The 16,730-nt window shown below is 66.0% G+C and carries 29 protein-coding genes and 1 tRNA gene; all 30 read right to left on the bottom strand.

Features of this window, described 5'->3' with window-relative positions; genetic code table 11:
* Window positions 1-13: 13 nt before the first annotated feature.
* The 30 genes from ACIBG0_RS38970 to ACIBG0_RS38825 all read right to left on the bottom strand — a co-directional run bounded on the left by ACIBG0_RS38970 (window position 14) and on the right by ACIBG0_RS38825 (window position 16,677).
* On the bottom strand, window positions 14-391 hold the full coding sequence (locus tag ACIBG0_RS38970) for a potassium transporter (RefSeq protein WP_397040136.1): 378 nt from the start codon (window positions 389-391) through the stop codon (window positions 14-16).
* A 22-nt stretch (window positions 392-413) separates the two neighbouring features.
* Window positions 414-962, bottom strand: coding sequence for a hypothetical protein (locus ACIBG0_RS38965; RefSeq protein WP_397040134.1), 549 nt, complete (start codon window positions 960-962; stop codon window positions 414-416).
* A 56-nt stretch (window positions 963-1,018) separates the two neighbouring features.
* Window positions 1,019-2,026, bottom strand: a complete 1,008-nt coding sequence (locus tag ACIBG0_RS38960; protein ID WP_397040132.1) for a hypothetical protein — start codon at window positions 2,024-2,026, stop codon at window positions 1,019-1,021.
* Window positions 1,998-3,419: a phage portal protein gene (locus ACIBG0_RS38955; protein WP_397040131.1), complete on the bottom strand. Its 1,422-nt coding sequence runs from the start codon at window positions 3,417-3,419 to the stop codon at window positions 1,998-2,000. The genes ACIBG0_RS38960 and ACIBG0_RS38955 overlap by 29 nt, the downstream gene beginning before the upstream one ends.
* A gap of 10 nt (window positions 3,420-3,429) precedes the next feature.
* Window positions 3,430-4,035, bottom strand: coding sequence for a terminase (locus ACIBG0_RS38950; RefSeq protein WP_397040129.1), 606 nt, complete (start codon window positions 4,033-4,035; stop codon window positions 3,430-3,432).
* Window positions 4,013-5,077, bottom strand: coding sequence for a terminase (locus ACIBG0_RS38945; protein WP_397040128.1), 1,065 nt, complete (start codon window positions 5,075-5,077; stop codon window positions 4,013-4,015). Before ACIBG0_RS38945 ends, ACIBG0_RS38950 begins: the two co-directional genes overlap by 23 nt.
* Entirely contained in the window at window positions 5,064-5,480 is a 417-nt protein-coding gene (locus ACIBG0_RS38940) for a hypothetical protein (RefSeq protein WP_397040127.1), read from the bottom strand. The genes ACIBG0_RS38945 and ACIBG0_RS38940 overlap by 14 nt, the downstream gene beginning before the upstream one ends.
* A gap of 833 nt (window positions 5,481-6,313) precedes the next feature.
* Window positions 6,314-6,571, bottom strand: a complete 258-nt coding sequence (locus tag ACIBG0_RS38935) for a hypothetical protein (RefSeq protein WP_397040125.1) — start codon at window positions 6,569-6,571, stop codon at window positions 6,314-6,316.
* Window positions 6,572-6,750: 179 nt separating this feature from the next.
* On the bottom strand, window positions 6,751-7,035 hold the full coding sequence (locus ACIBG0_RS38930; RefSeq protein ID WP_397040124.1) for a hypothetical protein: 285 nt from the start codon (window positions 7,033-7,035) through the stop codon (window positions 6,751-6,753).
* A gap of 325 nt (window positions 7,036-7,360) precedes the next feature.
* Window positions 7,361-7,434, bottom strand: a tRNA-Met gene (locus ACIBG0_RS38925).
* A 127-nt stretch (window positions 7,435-7,561) separates the two neighbouring features.
* Entirely contained in the window at window positions 7,562-8,002 is a 441-nt protein-coding gene (locus tag ACIBG0_RS38920) for a GNAT family N-acetyltransferase (protein ID WP_397040122.1), read from the bottom strand.
* Between the two features lie 76 nt (window positions 8,003-8,078).
* Complete coding sequence (locus tag ACIBG0_RS38915) at window positions 8,079-8,354, bottom strand: DUF1778 domain-containing protein (RefSeq protein ID WP_397040120.1); 276 nt, start codon at window positions 8,352-8,354, stop codon at window positions 8,079-8,081.
* A gap of 92 nt (window positions 8,355-8,446) precedes the next feature.
* A complete protein-coding gene (locus ACIBG0_RS38910) occupies window positions 8,447-8,689 on the bottom strand; it encodes a hypothetical protein (RefSeq protein ID WP_397040118.1) in 243 nt (80 codons plus the stop codon).
* 310 nt (window positions 8,690-8,999) lie between these two features.
* On the bottom strand, window positions 9,000-9,236 hold the full coding sequence (locus ACIBG0_RS38905; RefSeq protein WP_397040117.1) for a hypothetical protein: 237 nt from the start codon (window positions 9,234-9,236) through the stop codon (window positions 9,000-9,002).
* A complete protein-coding gene (locus ACIBG0_RS38900) occupies window positions 9,233-9,379 on the bottom strand; it encodes a hypothetical protein (protein ID WP_397040116.1) in 147 nt (48 codons plus the stop codon). Before ACIBG0_RS38900 ends, ACIBG0_RS38905 begins: the two co-directional genes overlap by 4 nt.
* The gene (locus ACIBG0_RS38895; protein ID WP_397040114.1) at window positions 9,376-10,353 is read right to left on the bottom strand and encodes a hypothetical protein; all 978 of its coding nucleotides are present in this window, start codon (window positions 10,351-10,353) and stop codon (window positions 9,376-9,378) included. Before ACIBG0_RS38895 ends, ACIBG0_RS38900 begins: the two co-directional genes overlap by 4 nt.
* Window positions 10,350-11,024 carry a hypothetical protein gene (locus ACIBG0_RS38890; RefSeq protein WP_397040113.1) on the bottom strand — a complete coding sequence of 225 codons (675 nt, stop codon included), beginning with the start codon at window positions 11,022-11,024 and terminating at the stop codon, window positions 10,350-10,352. The genes ACIBG0_RS38895 and ACIBG0_RS38890 overlap by 4 nt, the downstream gene beginning before the upstream one ends.
* Window positions 11,021-11,341, bottom strand: a complete 321-nt coding sequence (locus tag ACIBG0_RS38885) for a hypothetical protein (protein ID WP_397040112.1) — start codon at window positions 11,339-11,341, stop codon at window positions 11,021-11,023. The genes ACIBG0_RS38890 and ACIBG0_RS38885 overlap by 4 nt, the downstream gene beginning before the upstream one ends.
* Window positions 11,338-12,147 (bottom strand): DNA polymerase beta superfamily protein, encoded by an 810-nt coding sequence (locus tag ACIBG0_RS38880; protein ID WP_397040110.1) that lies wholly within the window; start codon window positions 12,145-12,147, stop codon window positions 11,338-11,340. The genes ACIBG0_RS38885 and ACIBG0_RS38880 overlap by 4 nt, the downstream gene beginning before the upstream one ends.
* Entirely contained in the window at window positions 12,144-12,626 is a 483-nt protein-coding gene (locus tag ACIBG0_RS38875) for a hypothetical protein (RefSeq protein WP_397040109.1), read from the bottom strand. The genes ACIBG0_RS38880 and ACIBG0_RS38875 overlap by 4 nt, the downstream gene beginning before the upstream one ends.
* Window positions 12,623-12,946 (bottom strand): hypothetical protein, encoded by a 324-nt coding sequence (locus ACIBG0_RS38870; RefSeq protein WP_397040107.1) that lies wholly within the window; start codon window positions 12,944-12,946, stop codon window positions 12,623-12,625. The genes ACIBG0_RS38875 and ACIBG0_RS38870 overlap by 4 nt, the downstream gene beginning before the upstream one ends.
* A 2-nt stretch (window positions 12,947-12,948) precedes the next feature.
* Window positions 12,949-13,503, bottom strand: a complete 555-nt coding sequence (locus ACIBG0_RS38865) for a hypothetical protein (protein WP_397040105.1) — start codon at window positions 13,501-13,503, stop codon at window positions 12,949-12,951.
* Complete coding sequence (locus ACIBG0_RS38860) at window positions 13,496-13,708, bottom strand: hypothetical protein (protein WP_397040103.1); 213 nt, start codon at window positions 13,706-13,708, stop codon at window positions 13,496-13,498. Before ACIBG0_RS38860 ends, ACIBG0_RS38865 begins: the two co-directional genes overlap by 8 nt.
* On the bottom strand, window positions 13,701-13,853 hold the full coding sequence (locus tag ACIBG0_RS38855; protein WP_397040102.1) for a hypothetical protein: 153 nt from the start codon (window positions 13,851-13,853) through the stop codon (window positions 13,701-13,703). The genes ACIBG0_RS38860 and ACIBG0_RS38855 overlap by 8 nt, the downstream gene beginning before the upstream one ends.
* Window positions 13,846-14,193: a hypothetical protein gene (locus tag ACIBG0_RS38850; protein ID WP_397040100.1), complete on the bottom strand. Its 348-nt coding sequence runs from the start codon at window positions 14,191-14,193 to the stop codon at window positions 13,846-13,848. Before ACIBG0_RS38850 ends, ACIBG0_RS38855 begins: the two co-directional genes overlap by 8 nt.
* Complete coding sequence (locus ACIBG0_RS38845) at window positions 14,190-14,399, bottom strand: hypothetical protein (protein ID WP_397040098.1); 210 nt, start codon at window positions 14,397-14,399, stop codon at window positions 14,190-14,192. The genes ACIBG0_RS38850 and ACIBG0_RS38845 overlap by 4 nt, the downstream gene beginning before the upstream one ends.
* On the bottom strand, window positions 14,392-14,658 hold the full coding sequence (locus ACIBG0_RS38840) for a hypothetical protein (RefSeq protein ID WP_397040096.1): 267 nt from the start codon (window positions 14,656-14,658) through the stop codon (window positions 14,392-14,394). The genes ACIBG0_RS38845 and ACIBG0_RS38840 overlap by 8 nt, the downstream gene beginning before the upstream one ends.
* A complete protein-coding gene (locus tag ACIBG0_RS38835; RefSeq protein ID WP_397040094.1) occupies window positions 14,651-15,052 on the bottom strand; it encodes a glutaredoxin family protein in 402 nt (133 codons plus the stop codon). Before ACIBG0_RS38835 ends, ACIBG0_RS38840 begins: the two co-directional genes overlap by 8 nt.
* On the bottom strand, window positions 15,045-15,779 hold the full coding sequence (locus ACIBG0_RS38830; protein ID WP_397040093.1) for a hypothetical protein: 735 nt from the start codon (window positions 15,777-15,779) through the stop codon (window positions 15,045-15,047). Before ACIBG0_RS38830 ends, ACIBG0_RS38835 begins: the two co-directional genes overlap by 8 nt.
* Window positions 15,769-16,677: a hypothetical protein gene (locus ACIBG0_RS38825; protein ID WP_397040091.1), complete on the bottom strand. Its 909-nt coding sequence runs from the start codon at window positions 16,675-16,677 to the stop codon at window positions 15,769-15,771. Before ACIBG0_RS38825 ends, ACIBG0_RS38830 begins: the two co-directional genes overlap by 11 nt.
* Window positions 16,678-16,730 lie beyond the last annotated feature (53 nt).

The following is a 16,730-nucleotide window of genomic DNA, read 5'->3' as shown; positions in this document are numbered from 1 at the left end:
GTTACGCCTCCTCTCAGAAGTAGCTGATCTGCTTGGCCGTGGCCTGGCCTGCAGCGTTGGTGGTGTGGGGCAGCTTGGCCGCGATGACGGCACCGTGCCAGAGCAGTGCTCCAGCGACCTTCGTCGCGCCGGTCGGGACACGAACCGGGGTGAGCAGATGCCCCGCGATCACAGCCGCGGACTCGTCACCGGTGCTGAAAAGCCCGTACTTGCCGCTGCCGAGCTTCTTCAGCGCGTACCCGGACTTGATCCAGCCGTCCGGATAATGGGTGCCCGCGGTGAACGTGGACAGATCCAAGGTGATCGTGCGCGCACGATCGGTACCCTCAGCTGTCGCCAGCCACGACTGATCGTCCTGGCCGAACGTGTCGGTCTTGATATTCAGGTCCATTGCTCCCCTCCTTTACTGGGGGTCATTTGCGTTGTTTGCGCGCCTCGTACGCGGCTCGGCCGGCGGCCATCGTTCCGCCCGTATCCGCCGGACCTCCGCCTTGGCGACGGTCCGGTGCCGGAGTTGGCGGCGGGGTGGGTCCGGCCGGGGCTGTGGAACCGAGCTGCTGTTTGAGCTGTTCGGCGTCGGCAACGAGTTCCTCGAGGGTGTTGCCGACCAGACGCGGAGCCAGAGACAGTGACAGCCCGGCGGCGTTGGCAGCCTCGTAGCGCTTCGCCTTCGCGGCGTCGGCCTCGAGCTGCTTGATCCGTTCGGCAGTCCGTTCGGACTCGGTTTTCTGGGCGTCCTCGAATTCCTTGACGCGGGCTTCGAGTGCCTTCTTCTCCTTCTCGGCGACCTGGCGGGCTTCGCGTTCTTTCTTGATCGCGGCCTTTCCGGCTTCACCGAGGTCACCATCAGCGGGGCCCGTCGCGGGTGCTGCTGCCGGTGGTTCCGGCGCCTGCGGCGCCACAGGGGGCTCTGTCGAACCGGGGGCCGCGGGCGCGGTTGGACCGGTAGCAGGTGCCGTCATTTACTTGTCCTCCATCGCGGGGGAATGCTGTCCGGCCTCGCGCCGGGCAGCGAAGTTCAGGTGGTGATGTAGCCGTTGAGCCGCAGGAGCCTGAGTGCGTCCTCGCGGTTCTCGGCGATCTGGTAGATCGCTTCCGGCATCAACCGGGGTGTTGTGCGGGCATTTCGTCCGCGGGCGCGGATCGCGCGACCGGCGACACCGCGGCGAGTGACACCCTCGGTAGTGGTGAGCAGCTGACGTCCGTGCACATCGGTCGTCTGCGCTCGGGCTCCCAGGCGCACACCGTCGCGGACGATGCCGCCGCTGATGGTCAGGCCACGCCGGGCGTTGACCACCTGGCTCATGTCGCCGCCGTCGCGGATCGCCCGCGCACCAGCCGCAGTGAACACCCTTGCCTGCTCGACCGGGGTCAAGCTGTTGAAGTACGCCTTCGGGTCGGTCCGAATATCGTCGGATCGGTTCTCGCGGCACGGGATGTGCTTGCAGTTGCAGCCCGGATGCCGCAGGAACCCTGAGCTCCAGTGGTAGTAGCGGCCCGCCAGGATCACGCACCGCGAGCAGCTGGGCGGTACCAGCATCCGTATGTACCCGACGCCGAGGCGGGAGATGATTCCCAACCCCGTGGCTGCGCGTCCGGCATCGGCGAGTTCGGTCTGAATCATCAATCGCGCCGTCCGGCCCGCGTTCTGCCACGCGAGGTACGGCGCTTCGCCCTCGTTGACGCGTTGCCCGGCGCCGATCACCGCTTGCAGCAGCAGGCCGTCGATGGTGCGACCGTCCGAGGTGACACCCACCAGCCGAGCCGGGTTGGGTGTGGCTTGCTGGCGGGCACTGATGTGCTGTTCTTCCAGCGCATCCCCGACGTACCGGTCGGCTCCGGCCACCGCGGCGCGTTGTCCGGCGGTGACGGTGCGTGTCAATCGGTCGATGTTGCGGTTGAACCAGGCATCGAAGTCCGCCGGCGGGAGGTTGCCCCATTGCTTGGCGACTTCGTCGATGGTGTCGCTGATGATCTTCCGCTGCGCGGTGTCGTGCTCAATTGCCGCTTGCGGGGGCGTTCCCATTCACCACCAGCGGATTCTGCGGATTCTGGTTAGCCAGGTCCTGCGCGAACTGCTCCAGGGCGGGATCTCGCGCCTCGGCCTCGAAGTAGGCGCGCTCTCGTGCCTTGCGAGGTTCGTCCCATCCCATCTCATCCCAGGACCCCTCGCGCGATAGCACGGGAGTGCCGCCGTTGAGCTTCTGGATCGCGTCCGCTTCTTCGGCGCGCGTAGGTGTAGCGGGGTCGCGCCACTCCACGGCGATCGGCTCGCCGGGGGTCGGCCATTTACCGGTGCGGAACCGTTCGTACAGGGCGAGCGTCCAGCCGAGTCCCACGCCGAGGTGTGCGTTCTTCTCCTCGGCGTTGGACACCACCCGGGACTCGTCCGCCCGGATGGCACCTTCGGCGGCCGGGTTGGCGGTGTTCGCGCCGAAGTAGCGGAAGGGTAGACCGGTCACGCTCGAGGCGAGTTCGGCGTACAGCTTCACTGTGCCGTGGAAGTTCGACAGATCCGCCGCGGCCAACTGCCCGACGGTGACGTCCTTCGCGGACTTCTGCGTCGCCCACATGGCATCGAAGTAGGACTTCCATGCCGGTAGCGGATTGCCGTCCTTGTCGACAAAATCACCCTTGGACATACCGATCACAAACCGCTTCGGAACAGCGACCGTCTCCACGCCCAGCTGTAGGTCGGTAAGCGCTCGAGCGCACGCATCGGTGAGGGGGATGACGTCGGCCATCTCGGTGGTGCCGTGCCACTTCCCCAGCCTGCGCCGATTCAGGAACAGCACCACGGGAACCTTGCCGAGTCCGTGCGGATCGACATCTTCGTCGCCGCCGACGACGTCGATATCCCAGCCGTTGGTGGTCATCGTCAGCTGAATTGTCTTGTCCGGCAGGAACAGGGTGGCTACCTGGGTGCCATCCTCTTCCCGATACTTGCGCATCGCCGCATCCATCCGGCGGCGTCGTTGGTTCACCAGCGCCGACATCTGCCGCGGCGATTCCACCGTGATCAGCGGGTGGCCCTTGTCGTCCTCGTTGGTGCCGACCGTCATGAAGCAGCGGCCGAAGATCATGTTCTCCTTGGCCAGGACCGGCACCTCGGCCTCCAGGTTGTTGGCGTTGAACGCCTCCTGCAGATCCGGATCCGCCTTACCGGCGCCCGGCCGGTAGATGCTCTTGACCTTTTGGCGGCGCGCCACCTCATCGACATACATGCGCGGCCAGTTCGCCACCAGCTCGAAGATGCGAAGCTCCTCCGGCACAGCGAGACCGATCTGCTTGAGCTTCTGCGCGCCCTCGTAATACGAGTCATTGAGCTTGTCGTCCCTGGACAGGTTCGCCAGCCTGCCGGACAGCTTGTTGACCATGTCCCGCTCGTCATCGGTGAGCTTCGTGCGCAGAACGACCAACGCTCACCTCCTAGTTGAAACAGAACATGCGGCCATCGACGTCTTCCCAACCCGCTTCGCGGGTATCAGAGGCTGCTTCGTGGGCGAGGATCGAGGCGATCGACGCGTCGATTTTCTGATGGTCTGCCGGTTTACCGAGCACGTATTTGTCGCCGGGCTTCGGGACTTTCCGGCAGTTCGCCATGTGTGTGCTCGTGATCGGACATCCGTCCTGGGTGGTTCGGTGGGTCTTCAGGTCGGTCTCGAAACGCCTGATCGCCGCGTACATCTGGGTGATCCGATTGGTTGCCCACTCCATGACGTGGTTCTCGCCGTATTTCAGCGCCCAATCGCCGATCTCGGAGTACCAGTCCTGCGGGTCGGCGTACAGCCGTTCGACAGCCCAGGTGTTGAACACCTCGTCGACGGCTGCATGCACCTCGCCACGCGGGATCCGGCCGCCCCATTCAGCCGGGTTCCATATCGTTGGCCGCCTATCCGGCCCGTAGCGGGGCGTGAACAGCAGCCCTTCGCGCGTCTCGCAGCGCAGCGCGGTCCAGTCGTTGTTCTCCGACCCGTCGAAACCGGCGCATATCGCAGTGCCGGACGGCGGATTAGGAAGCCAGATCTTGCGCATAGCAGCTGTCCCACAAGCCATCCGGTAGCCATGTGCCCGCGCGGGCGACAAGGCGGTTACCGAAGAACCTTTCGGCCTGCGCCGGATCGGTCTCGTTCAACTCCATCGCCTCGGCCTCGATGCTGTCGAGGCTGACCCACGGCGACCCCTCGTAGACGTACTTCAGGATCCGTCGTCGGTCCCGCTTGTTGCGCCAGGACAGCCCGGCGGGCGGGATCCGATAGAACTTGAAGATGTCCTTTGCCTGCGACTCATAGGTGCGCTGCGCGGTGGAATTCTCCGCAGGGTCCCACGGGTTGGTGGTCTCCATCGAGCGCCCGTTCATGCCCGCCGCGCCGCGCCGCTGAGTCTCCGCGATGGCCACCATCTTGTTCCGCTTGGTGTACAGGCCGGTCTCGTCCTGCATGGCGAAGCTGATCGGGTTGCCGACGCGGCCGGTAGCGCTCGAGGTGACCGCGTCGATGCGGTCGAAGTCTTCCCCGCCATCCGACCCGAGGATGCGGATGAAGTTCTCCCGCACAGCCAGCAGATCACTGAGGCGACCGAGCTTGATCATCGCCGACAACGGTCTGTACACGTTGCCGACCTGGTCCTCATTCGTTGCGGTCAGCTGGATGACCGGCGACGGATGCCGGGTGCCCATCGGCTCACCCGGGAGGTATGGGTACTCCCAACCGCAGTTGCACCCGTGCTCTTCGCAGACCCAGGCGTCGCCCTCCTGCGCCCATCCGGCGAATTCGGATGGCCCTGCGGCCTCCAGGCAGACTATCGACGCCGACCACGGGCCCTTCCCCGTCTTCTGGGGGGCCACGATCTGTGAGCGGCGATATACGAACGCCTGGTTGAACAGCGGTTCGTCGTGCCAGGCCAGTCCCGGGCGGATCCGATAGTGGTTCGAAGCGCACCAGAACTGCCAGTCGCTCCAGACGAACGGCTCGCCGCGGTGCTGCTTGTCCGGAATGACACAGTGCCGCTTGACCCATGCCTCGCCGATGTCGGCGAGAGTCGGGAAGTCGACAACGAATCCGTCAGTTGCCCCCACCGGCCGCAGGCCTCAATCGGCGCACCGGCGCCGCTGGCTTCTCCTCCGCAGCCTGGGCGGCCTTGGTCGCACGGGCCGGAGTGACCTCGTCGGCGGCAATCGCCCAGCCGTTCTCCTTCAGCCCAGCTGGGGTCAGACCGATCTGATCAGCGAACCGATGCAGCGAGCCGCGGTCGGCGGCGGTGGCTTCGTCGGATTCGCAGATGACCGATGTGCGCACCCAGTGCGCGATCGCCTGCCAGCGCCAGGGCTCGGTGATCCACGCCACGGCTTGCGGCGTGCGCCACGCCCACTTCCACAGCTCGGCCTCGCGGTCACGGATCAGCTCCGTCGACTCCTCATCGAAGACCTGGTGTCGCGCGCCCTTCTCGCCGTACTCCCAGCGATACACCCGCCGATCCATGAGCGGGAACTTCGGCGGCCGACCCGATCGGCCATTGGCCGGCAAGTGGGTGAACGCCAGGTTCCGCCGGTCGCTGCGGCCCGAGCTCGGATCCACCGAGGGGCCGCTACGGTTTCGCGCACCTCCACGCACAGCTCTACCTCCTCCACGGCATCGCGCCGATCCACGCTCCGACATCGCGTCAGAGGCCAGGCAACATCTAGTTACCCTCCGGCGTCGCGCCGAGGGGTGAGCTGAAAAGTGGTCTCGTCAATCTTCAGCTGTTTTCAGCAGGTCAGCTGTCTGGTACGGATGTCTGAACCCTCCACGCGGGGCAGCGCCCTCCCCGAAGGTGGCTGGCCGGCGCCTGTCAAGGGGTACCCCCCTGGGTATTCAGTTATTTTTTGGTTACCGGAAATTTTCCGAACTAGGCCGAAGTCAGACTTCGAAGGTTTTCGGTTAATCTCTAGTTACCGCTTGACATTCACCGCATCACGTGCGTTTCGCCGCGAGTTAGCTGAGGCTTTCGTCAGGTCGTCGCTACCATCCGGTTACCGCGAACCATGCCGAAGTCGAACTTCGATGGTTTTCAGCGAGCACCCTTCGATGCATTGCATGGCCGGCACAGCACTTGCAACGGGCCGTTCACGTGGCCACCGTCCGCTACTGCGTGCGTGTGGTCGGCGGTGAGGTCCGAGGATGGGTGAGGTGGCCGGCGCCATCCTGGGCACCAGTCGCCGCGCTCGGCTCGATGCCGGGCTACCGCTTCGGCACGGCGCTGGCGTTCGGCCCAGTCGCGCGTCGCCTTCGTCGGTGTGGTCGTGCGTGCGTGCCGTTCACGCTCGGCCTGATGCTCAGCGCACCGGGGTTGCTGTTGGATCTTGGGGCAGCCAGGGACCGAGCACGGACGGAGCCTCGCTCGGGCCATGGGTCACAGGACCTCCGGCTGCGGGGTGTGGATGTTTGAAGCGATTCAGCCGTACGTCTTCGGGCTGGTAGTGGATCGAGTCGGAGGCGACGACGTGGATGATCGTCTCGCCGGTGACGGTGACCTCGCGCCCGATCTCGCTGTAGCGCTGGTCTCCGAGGATCCAATCAGCCAGAGGTTGCATCGGTCAGCCGAGGGCGCCGACGATCTCGATGACGGCCTTGATGACGATCAGGCCGATCTTGCCGACGAGGACGATGGTGTCGATATCGACGCTACCCATCAGTTAACTCCTATCTTCAGTGCCAGCCGAAGCGGCTGGCAAGGTACTGCACGAGACGGACAGCGAGGCGATCGAGCAGCTCACCCATGGCCCTCGTCCCGAATCTTCCGGAACATGGCGCTGATCTCCTCATAGGCACGCGCCATCGGGTCCGGGTCCTCATAGCCGCGGGACTCGCGGCGCTCAGCCTCGGCCCAGGCGTTGCGCCACTTGGCTTCCCACTCGAGTTGCCATACCGGCGTCTCCGTCACCTGTGGCGGGTAGATGCGGCAGGCCAGCTTGTAGATGGCCCTGTTGAGCCCGAGCAGCTTGCCCGCCAACGCTTTCCGCGCGGCCTTCACGGGTTGCCCCGGATCACAAGCCATGCACCCACGATCACACCCAGGCCGACGAGCACGCCCACTCCTAGACCGACGAGCACGCTCACAGCGGCCACGAGGTCACATCAGGCACGGACGGCAGCCCGATAGTCCCGTTCGTGGCATGCACGATCGACAGCAGATCCATCAGGACTCCTCTATCCCCAAAATTGGGTCAAGTTTGGTTTTGGTTTGGGGTTCGCAGCGCGCAGCCGCATCTACTCCGCGTCGTCCTGGATCAGACAGGTCGGACGGGCGCGGGATCATGGATCGCTTGCCGGGCTATCACCGGTTTGACGCACTGCGAGCCCCTGAAGGGGGCCGCTGTTCGTTGCGAGGGCCGGACTTGAACCGACGACCTTCGGCTTATGAGGCCGACGAGCTACCGCGCTGCTCTACCTCGCTGCATGCTCCAGGCACGAAAAAGCCGCTGCAACCGGATTTGGGGTCGGGTTGTCAGCGGCGGATTCGAGTCTCACTGTACATGAACTGGGCGTATCCGATGATCATGGCACGCTGTTACCTTCGGCGATTACCAGTCTCTGAGGGTCGCCTCGATGTCCTTGCTCAATAGGTACAGGTCCAGGTTCGTCTCGTTTTCCTCGTCGAGCGGGACGAATCCGAATCGCTGCCACCACGCATAGGCGTTTACATTCAGAGCGTTGACGACCACCGCACGCAACGCGGCCTCACGATTCAACCGGACAGCGGTGCTGAGGATGTGCTGCACCATCTGTGTGCCGAGCCCTAGACCTGCGACGGACTCGTCGGTCGCCAATCGGCCCACGAGTAGTGCTGGCACCTTTTTCGGCGCGCCCTTGACCAGTGGGGTCGGGCAATCGCTGCAGTCCAAAGACGTCATCGACAGTGTCGCGTAGGCGGCGACCCGATGATCGGAATCTGTGATCACCCAGGTGGCGGCAGTGTTGCCGCGGCGGTTTTGCCCGGCGTACTTGCGTAGCCATTCGTCCATCGACGGATCGCCACACTGGAACTGGCTACGGTCGTGTTTATCGGGGTCGAGCGGGCATGGGCGGTAGAATTCCACTTCAGTCCAGCCACCGGAACTTCGTCGGGCGTCCCAGCGCGACGGCCAGCCGCTCGTTCACTTGCGCAGGCCTGGACAGCGCATCTTGGACAGCGGCGGCAGCAGCAGGGGAAAGCTTGATCGAATCGCGATCAGCGAGAATGCTGTCTGCCACGCGCTGAGCAGCCTGCAGGATGAATGCGGACAGGCTTAGATGAACGGTCTCGGCAGCTTCCTCTAGGCGGCGTTTGGCTATCGCCCCCACACGTACTTGAAGTCGGTCATCTCGCACAGCCATGTACTCACAATGTCAGTACGTCGGCGCTGGGTCAAGGCATCAACCATGCCGATTAGGTCACGCTCGACTCCAGTATTCGGGTCTAGATGTGCTCATGCCTTGCCTATTACTTCGGTCAGCCCTCGGCGCAGGTATCCGTCCCGGTCGATCCATTCCTGGCCAGTGTGGCGCGGGTCGGTGCGCAGGTGCTTTTCGTACTCCGATTGAGCCTTCAATTCGTCCCCGGCGTGGATTGCCCAATGACAGCCCTCGGTGCCGCAACGCTGGCTGTGGCGGGCTCCGGTTGCGTCGGCGAACGCTTGGGCTATCCCCGCGATGAAAGCTTGGTCACTCATGATGGATTGATCCTCCGCGTTGGTGGCCAGCCAATCTCAGCTCGCCGCTTCATGTTTCGCGTCTATCTCGGGGGATCGCTCGATATAGGCGTTTCAGTCCTGCTTCAACATCGGACACCGGCGCGGCTGTTAGTGGCGGTTTCGGGAATTCCATGATCCCCCACGGCAATTCACTCGCCCTTCGCAGGACGCGTTCACAGAGCTGTATAAACGACCGGACCGGGTCGTTCGCTTCGTTCCCCATGGGGCCGATCGTGCCACGATGCATGACGCGTCAATCGATTTTCGGCGCCCGCGACCATCTCGGCGTTCACGCCAGGGTCCCCATCCCATCAAGACCGGGCACGGCATGCCGCCCAGCGACCTGGTAGGTGCGTTCCCATTCGGCAGCAGCCGCCCGTGCAGCTTCCTCGGTGAGCCCGGTCTCGCCCCAGCGACATACGGAGCTCGCGAGCTGGCCGTCCGCGCGGTATGAGGAGACGGATCCGATCCACAGCCATGTACCGGATTTGTCTTGCTCGACGCTGGTCCTCTTTTCGACCCTCACGACATCACCTCCTGGATCTCGCCGCACGGCCAGTACGTTTCCTTGACCGTGCAGCGGCAGTTCTCGATATGCTGCTCGGTACTGTCGCCGATCTGCAGCGTTTCCATCTGGTACTCGCGCCCGAACGTCACACGGAAGCTCATGCTGCCGCTCCCTTCTTCGTCCTGGCCGGTTCTCGTTGTGCGAGGTCGAGCACGTCACCGAGCCGGTATACCTGCACGTCGTCGTCTGCGATGCGATGGTCGGTGATGCGCCATCCATCATCGTCGCCGTGCCGCCAGCCACGCGGCTCGATGCGGCGCTCCTTGTTCGCCCACCGATAGAGCGTGGGCTTCGCGATCGGCTGACCGAGCGCGGGCAGCAGACGCAGCAGCTCGGCGAGGCTGTAGCACTGTTCGCGCGCTACCACGGTGGCGTCGGCCTCGATCCGGTGCACGTCGTACCGCGCCCGGCAGCGGCCGCAATACACGTACGCCGCTGTGCGTCCGAGGTCGTCGAGTTCGGCGCGCAGACCGAAGCCACACTGCGCACCGTCGTCGAAGGTCGCCGAGCACGCGCCGAGGTATCGGCGTTCGACGGGGCGGTCGACGAAGCGCGTCAGCTGCTCGACCGCTGTGGTGATGTCGTCGAGCAACTCGTCGGCTGCTTCGTGCGCGCGCAGCTGGTGGCGGTGATGCGCCAGCCACACCGCAGCCTGCGCCGTGGCATCCGGCGGTGCAGCGGGTAGGGCGGCGGCGGTCCGGTCGGCGGTGAGCATGCCGCGCCGGGCCTCGGCCAGCTCGAGCAGGTAGGGCCCACCGATGTAGGGCTCGACGCCGAGATCCTCGGCGAGCGCTCGCGCCCACGTGGTGACCGAGTTGACGAGATGGTTGTACGCCCGGTCGCCCTCGAGCACCACGCCGCGCCCGGTGGTGACGCGCACGGGCAGCGCGATATCGGCGGTGCGGCCGCCGACGCGGGCGGTCATGCGAGCGAGACCGGCGCGCGTGACCGCGAACTCGTCCAGCAGGCCGGGCACCTTGTGCAGGGCTTCGATGGTGCGCTGGCCGCATTTCGTGCACAGCGGTGCGGCGTCGGCCACCGGGCGTTCGCATGCGACGCAAGAGGTTTCGCTCACTGGTCCGCCTCGCTGTCGTCCGTGAGAGATTCGGCGATGTCTAACAGCCCCGACAGGATCGAGCCCACGGCCGCGACGGGGTCGCTGTCCCGGTCGGCTCCGATGGTGACCTCCCACTGGCCGGATCCGCGCGGGTTCTCGACGTGTGACTCCACCACGCCGACATGCACCCTGCCGCCTGCGTCCTGCCACCCGATGCGTGCGCCGCGCTCCAAGGGGAACTGGAACTCGGGCGGTAGGAACGGATTCGAGTAGACCTCGGTCGCCCGCAAGAACTGCATATCGTCAACCAGGCGCCCGCCGTACACCCGCCAACTCTGGCGGTACCCGTACGGCCGGTCCACGGTGACGTAGTGGCCCTCGGTCCATGTCGTGGGCCGTTCGTCGCTCTCGCTGACGAGGTTGAAGTCCTCATCCCAGGTTCGCCATAAGCTGCCGGGCGAATCGGTCGGCTCTGGCGATACGCTCTCGCTTCGCAGCGACCACGGGTCCGCCGACCGGATTACCTCCTCCAGATAAGCCAAGCGGTCGTGGCATTGCCGGTACTGGGGGTACCGCAGGTGATCACCCCGCCGCATCCCCTCCTCCAGTTGCCAGCGGACAATATCGCCGATCTCGTCACGCTCAAGGCCGTTGATAGCGTCGATGACGGCCTGCTCTGGGTTGGTCATGAGATGCCTCCGATCCGGAGTAGAGGGCGGGGATCGACCACGATGGGAATGTAGTACCGCTGACCGAACGCGGCGCTGTCCCAGATGCAGCGGAACTCCGCGTCCCACAGTCGGGTGCGGGGCTTCTGCGTGGCTGCCCGGACGGCGTGGTCGAGCACCGCGCCGTCAGCCTCGTCGAGGATCGGCGCGAGCGAAGGGTGCGCTACCTCGGGGCAGCGGTCCGGGGGATCGTCCACGGTCCAGGGGTCGAGTTCGTTGAGCCGAGCGGTCAGGATCTCCCTGAGCGCCCACTGGGCCGGGCCGAGGGGTTGGGTCACAGCACACCGCTCAGGAGTCCGCGCTGCTCCCACCATGCGAGGTAGGTGCGAGTCAGCCACCGGTCGATCTCGCCTTGATCGGGTCGCTGCGGTAGATCGGCGGACCGCTCGAGATGGTTCAGCTGATCGAGGAGATCGGTCGCGCGGTCAAGGGCCTCGGCTTGGGTGTGCTCACCGCGTCGCAGCTCGGTCAGCCAGGTGCGGTCGGGCTCCGGGATGGGCAGGGTGATGCGGCCGGTAGTGAGCAGCTCCACGCCTTGGAGTCCGAGGCGCACCATGTGATAGGCGAACTTGGTGTCGAACCCGTAGACGTCGACGAGCTCCGGACGGTTGGTGTGCTTCTTCGACTTCTCCCCCGTCAGCTGCGCGCGCTGCGACACCAGGTAGCCGCCGAACCGGGCGGCGGCTTGCCGCGACAGCCAGCGCTCCGGACGGGCTTGCAGCTCACGACCGACGTCGGTGTTGAGGACGAGTTCGTGTTCGGGGATGAACGCGAGCAGCAGCACTGTTGGGTTGCCGGCGGCCGCAAGGCGCGCCCACTTCCGCAAGCTGTAGACGACGAGGTCGAGGTCTCCGGCGCCGGAGCGGTGGCCCTCGGGTTGGGTGCGGTACAGATACTGCTCGAATCGGGATATGCCGGTGACGTATTCGGGCGGCTCGATGCACACGCCCATCTCGTCGCGGTCGTCCGCGCCGGTGGTGACACCGTGCAGACCGGATCCGACTTGCCCGCGCAGCACGGTGTGCTCGTCGGCGATGGTTTGGAATGCGGAGGTGCTGTGCGGGTTGCTGGACACGGCAGTCATGCTGGTGTGCCTCCGTCGATGCCGGGGTGGGCGAGGATGGTGTCGATGGTTGCGGCCATGTGCCGGAACGCGTCGTCGTCGTGGTGTGCTCGCTCAAGCTCGGTCGGCCACCAGTCGCGCACAGGAGCAGGTGGGGATGGCTCGACCACCCGGAACGACTGGTAGCCACCACCTGCGACGACGACGTCGGCGCGAGCGGACTGGTCGACGACCAAGTACCCGCATCCGAGCAGGACGGCCGTCTCGTATCCCTGCACCCTGACGTAGGTGCCATTGATCACCGCCCACTCGGTACGTCGGTGGAAGAGCCTCGCGATGGGATCGAGCTGGCGGTAGTCGTCCACGCGGATCCGCCCAGCGAGGTAAGGGCGAGTGCCTGCAAAGTGGGTGCCGACCATGATGCGGGATGTGGTGATCGTGGTCAGGTACTCGACTGCCCCGAGGGTCGATGCCTCGATCACCACGTCGATGTCGGTCATCGCTGCCCCCGATCGCCGAGGAACGCGTCGCGGATGCCTTCGGCGAGACCACGTAGGGCCGTGGCGATCTCGGCGATCAGCGGGCGGGTCGGTGGCGCCGATGCGGCCAGATCGAATGGGTCGGGCGGCGTCTCCCATTGCGTAGCCTGCCTGGCAGCCGCGCGTTCGAGGGCGGCCTTGAATTCGGGCGATATCGGCCGCGGCTCTTGGCGTGCGGCGGCGAGCCGCTGGGCGGCGGCCAGGAACACCGGGTTTGGCGGGCCACTGGCCCGCTTCCCTTGCTGCTGTACGGCGTGTTCGTAGGCGTCGAACCAGGCCATTGCTATGCCTCCTTCGGGAGCGAAAGTGTGGCGAGCGCCGACAGATTCAGCGCGGGCATCGGGTCGTCGATTGGCTGTCCGAGCAGTCGGCGGCCGATGGCGGCGAGCACAACCGCGTCGGCGGTGTCGTTGCCGGTGATGTCGATGTCGGGATACCGGCGCACCGCGGCGGCGAGTACGGCATCCTTCGATGCGCCCGGCTTGCCGGTCGCGTACTTCGCGCGCAGGTTCGGCGCGACGGGCAGCACGGTCCGCGTGGTGCCGACGAGCAGGTCGTACAACATCCACCACAGCCCGGCGCGGTCGAACGCTTTGCCGGTGTTCCGGGAATAGGCGGGCGCCTCGAGGACGACCAGCGCGCAGTCGGGGATCGCCGGGAGGATGCGGCGGGTGAGGTCGATCAGGCGGCGGTAGCGGACCGGCCACGGGTCGGCGTCCGTGCCCTTCGTGCCGATGGTGCCGCACCACGGCGGGAGGTCGGGGCCGATGACGGCGAGCCCGGTGGAGGTCAGCGAGAGGTCCAGGCCGACGACGGTGTCGAAGTTGGTCTCAGGCATCGTGTCGCCTCCTGCAGATGTAGCCGTCTTCGGTCCGGGCGATGTCGTCACCGCGGTCGATTGGCTGGCCGCACTCGGCGCAGACGCCGACGTACTGTGCCGGGAACCAATCCAGCGGTTCGGGTTTCGGCTCCTCCAAGCCACGGCAGTGCGAGCACCACGCCTTCGGCATGTCGTTCACGAGGCACATCTCGGTGTCACTCATCGCCGTCTCCGTCCTCGGCGTAGCGGCAGTGCGAGCAGATCCCGTCATCGTCGAGTAGGCCCGTCGTGGTGAATCCGCAACGGGTGCAAGGCTCGTTGTCCGGGTCTCCGTCGGGCTCCCGTTCGGGCCAGGCGGTTTCATTCATCGAGGTACTTCCATTCGATGCGGGTGATCTCAGAGGTGGGTGCGCACCCCTTGTGGCTGCCGCAGAAGAACGCGACGAACTCGGCTGGGGTCGTGGTCGGAAAGCCTTCGGCGGTGACCTCGTCGCGCGTGATGGCGTCGAGGCGTTCACGACGGACGGCGGTCACCTCGACGTCGACGATCTTCACGAGCGGCTCACCGCGCTTGCGGCCCATGACTTTCCGGCACAGGGTGAGCCGGGTGCCTGGCGTCAGGTTCAGCCAGCCCATGCGGCGGGTGACGGTCTTGGTGCGGGCACGTACGGCGTCCTCGGTGAGGGACACCGACATCAGGCGGGTCACTGGCGGTCCTCTCGTTCTGCGCGGTCGATAGCCCTCGCGGCCTTGTCGCTGTAGTGGGTGGGGATGATTCCGCTGCGCTCCGGCGGCGGCCGGTGGATCGGGCAGGCGCGCATCACGTCGGCGTCGGCGGGGGTGAGCCAGCCGTTGCGGCAGCGGTACGGGCAGACATCCGGCTCGTAGGGTTCGCCGGTCGACCGGTCATGCATCACCGCTCACCTCCGCCAGGTACTGCTTTGCCTCGGCATGTGGGCACAGCTCGCCGGGCTTCAGGCTCAGGTAGCCGTGAGCCTGGCATCCACCGTGGTGGTCGAAGTGGCAGTCGTCGGGGTCGACGAAATCGGCGACGAGCTGGCGCAGCTTCAGCAGCTGGGCAGCCATGAGCCGCATAGGGCGGTCCTCGGGCCAGAAATCTGGCTCGGTGTCGTCCGCCCACTCGCGGAGCTGCTCGTCGGTGATCTCAGGCATGGCCGCCTCCGGTCGGTGCGGTGCCGTGCTCGGGGCAGCCGGGAGTGGCGCAGATGGCTCGCGGTTTCCACTCGACGCGGTCGTCGGCCAGGTACTGCTCGGCGGCGGTGTCGAGTCCCTCGATATTCGGTGTGCTCGCGTGCATTTGGGCGAGGCGTTCGAGTTTGGTGGCGCGGAACCCGGACCAGTGGATGTCACCGGCGGCAACGACGGGCAGGGCCTGATAGCCGAGCGCGGACACGGCCTCGCGGGCCGCGTCGTCTTCGGTGATGTCGCGGTAGGTGTAGCGCACACCGGCGTTCATGAGCCAGCGCAGCGTCATCCGACAGGGCTGGCAGTCGGGCTTGCCGTACACGGTGACGGGCACGAGCTCGGGCGGGGTCCGATCAGGCATGGCCAGCCTCCGTTGAAACCTCGAGCCGGCGGGCGCGGTCGCGGATTGTGGCGTCGACTCGGCGCAGGTAGTCCCGCATTCCGTCCGCGTAGGTTTGCGGCGACTGGTGATTCAGCGTCGGGTTCAGGTTGCAACGCAGACCCTCGCTGGCCAGGTCCGAGACGAATGCCTCCAGTTCGGCGACGCGGTCGAGCAGCCAGACCACCGCGGGCGCCACGCTCTCCTGGATGTCCACCTCGGTGGGGATGCGGAGGGGGTGGCCGTTCGGGGAGAGCAGGCCCCGTGCCTCGGCGAGGTCCTCCTCGGCGGCGACCATGCGGATGCGGCGCTTCTCGCTGCGCTCCGCCAGTTCGGCGTTGCGCTTTCGCAGTTTGTCGGCTTCGACGGTGGCGTCCTTCCACTGGCGGCCGTACGCGGTGTTCGAGCGCATGAAGTTTCCGAGGATCGTGGGCAGCTCGGCGCGGCGGAAGTACGAGCCCTCGACCAACACCTCGGCGTCCTGCTTGGTCACGGCCTGGTCGATAAGCAGGCGCGCGATGCCGTTGGGCTGCATCGGGCAGGGACAGGGCACGCCGTGCTCGTCGCCGACACCGCACCGGCCGCCGGGGTCTACGCCGTGCGGGTCGATGCCGTGCCCGCAGTCGGGGCAGCGGACGATCGGGTGTCCGAAGCAGCGGAACGGGTCTGGCTCGGTGGTGGGCTGCGGTGTGGTCTGGTCAGGCGACATGGTGATCCTCGGTTCCGTTGTGCTGGTGCGGTTCTGCGGCGCGGGCGGCCTTGGCCGCGGCGAGGGCTTCGCGGACGGCGGCGGATCCACGCCGCGCACGCTCGGCGGCGTCGGGATCGTGGTCGCAGACTTGCCCGTTCGGGCGGTAGCCGTCGCGTTCGGCGCAGCCGAGGGGGCAGTCGTCGATGGCGCGAGCTCGGTCCTCGGCGGCCTGGTGCTTGGCGAGACGCTCGAGCTCGGCGCGCTCGGCGGCTTCGGCTGCGGCGCGCTGGTCGCGTGCGAGGTTGGCCGCGACCCATGCCTTGCGCCTCTCGGCGCATTGGCCGCACGGCTCGGAGGTGCCGCCGGGATGCCTTGGGCAGTAGGGGTCGGGGGGTTCGTTTTCGCGCGCGTTCGCTACTAGAGATTCCCCCCCTACGTAACCACTACTAAGGGAAGGGAAGGGATAGGAAGGGATAGGGGAGCCGGACACCTGCTGTGACTCCGTTTGGGACTCCACCCTGGAATCCCGGTGGGAGTCCCCAGGGGACTCCGGTTGGACGTCCTCTGGTTGTCCCTGTGGCTGTCCCGGTGGGACTTTCTTTGATTTCCGCTGGTCAGCCTTGCGCTTACGCTCTGATTCGCGACGCAATTCGACGTCAGACTTTGTCTGCTGCTTTTGATCCCACTGGTGGAATTGGTAACCACCGTCCACCTCCACCCACAGGCCAGCAGTTACGAGCGCTTTACACTGTCCGATGGAGCCCAAACTGCGCGCGATTTGACGCGGAACGAAGCCATCCGACAGCGTCTGCGCCGACCATGAACCGGCCCGAACCCACAGTCCGAGCGCGGCATTGCCCGCCTTGATCGCCTTCGGATGGAAGGCAAGCGTGTCGTCGACGTTGAACCACACCACCTAGATCGCCTCCTCGAAACTCAATGTCGGATGGCCGATCTCGCGGTTCGCCC

Origin of the sequence: Nocardia sp. NPDC050630 (genome assembly GCF_044457245.1) — a bacterium.
Taxonomy (GTDB): domain Bacteria; phylum Actinomycetota; class Actinomycetes; order Mycobacteriales; family Mycobacteriaceae; genus Nocardia.
Note: the sequence above shows the minus strand (reverse complement) of the source record. Positions and strands in the feature narration are given on the sequence as shown.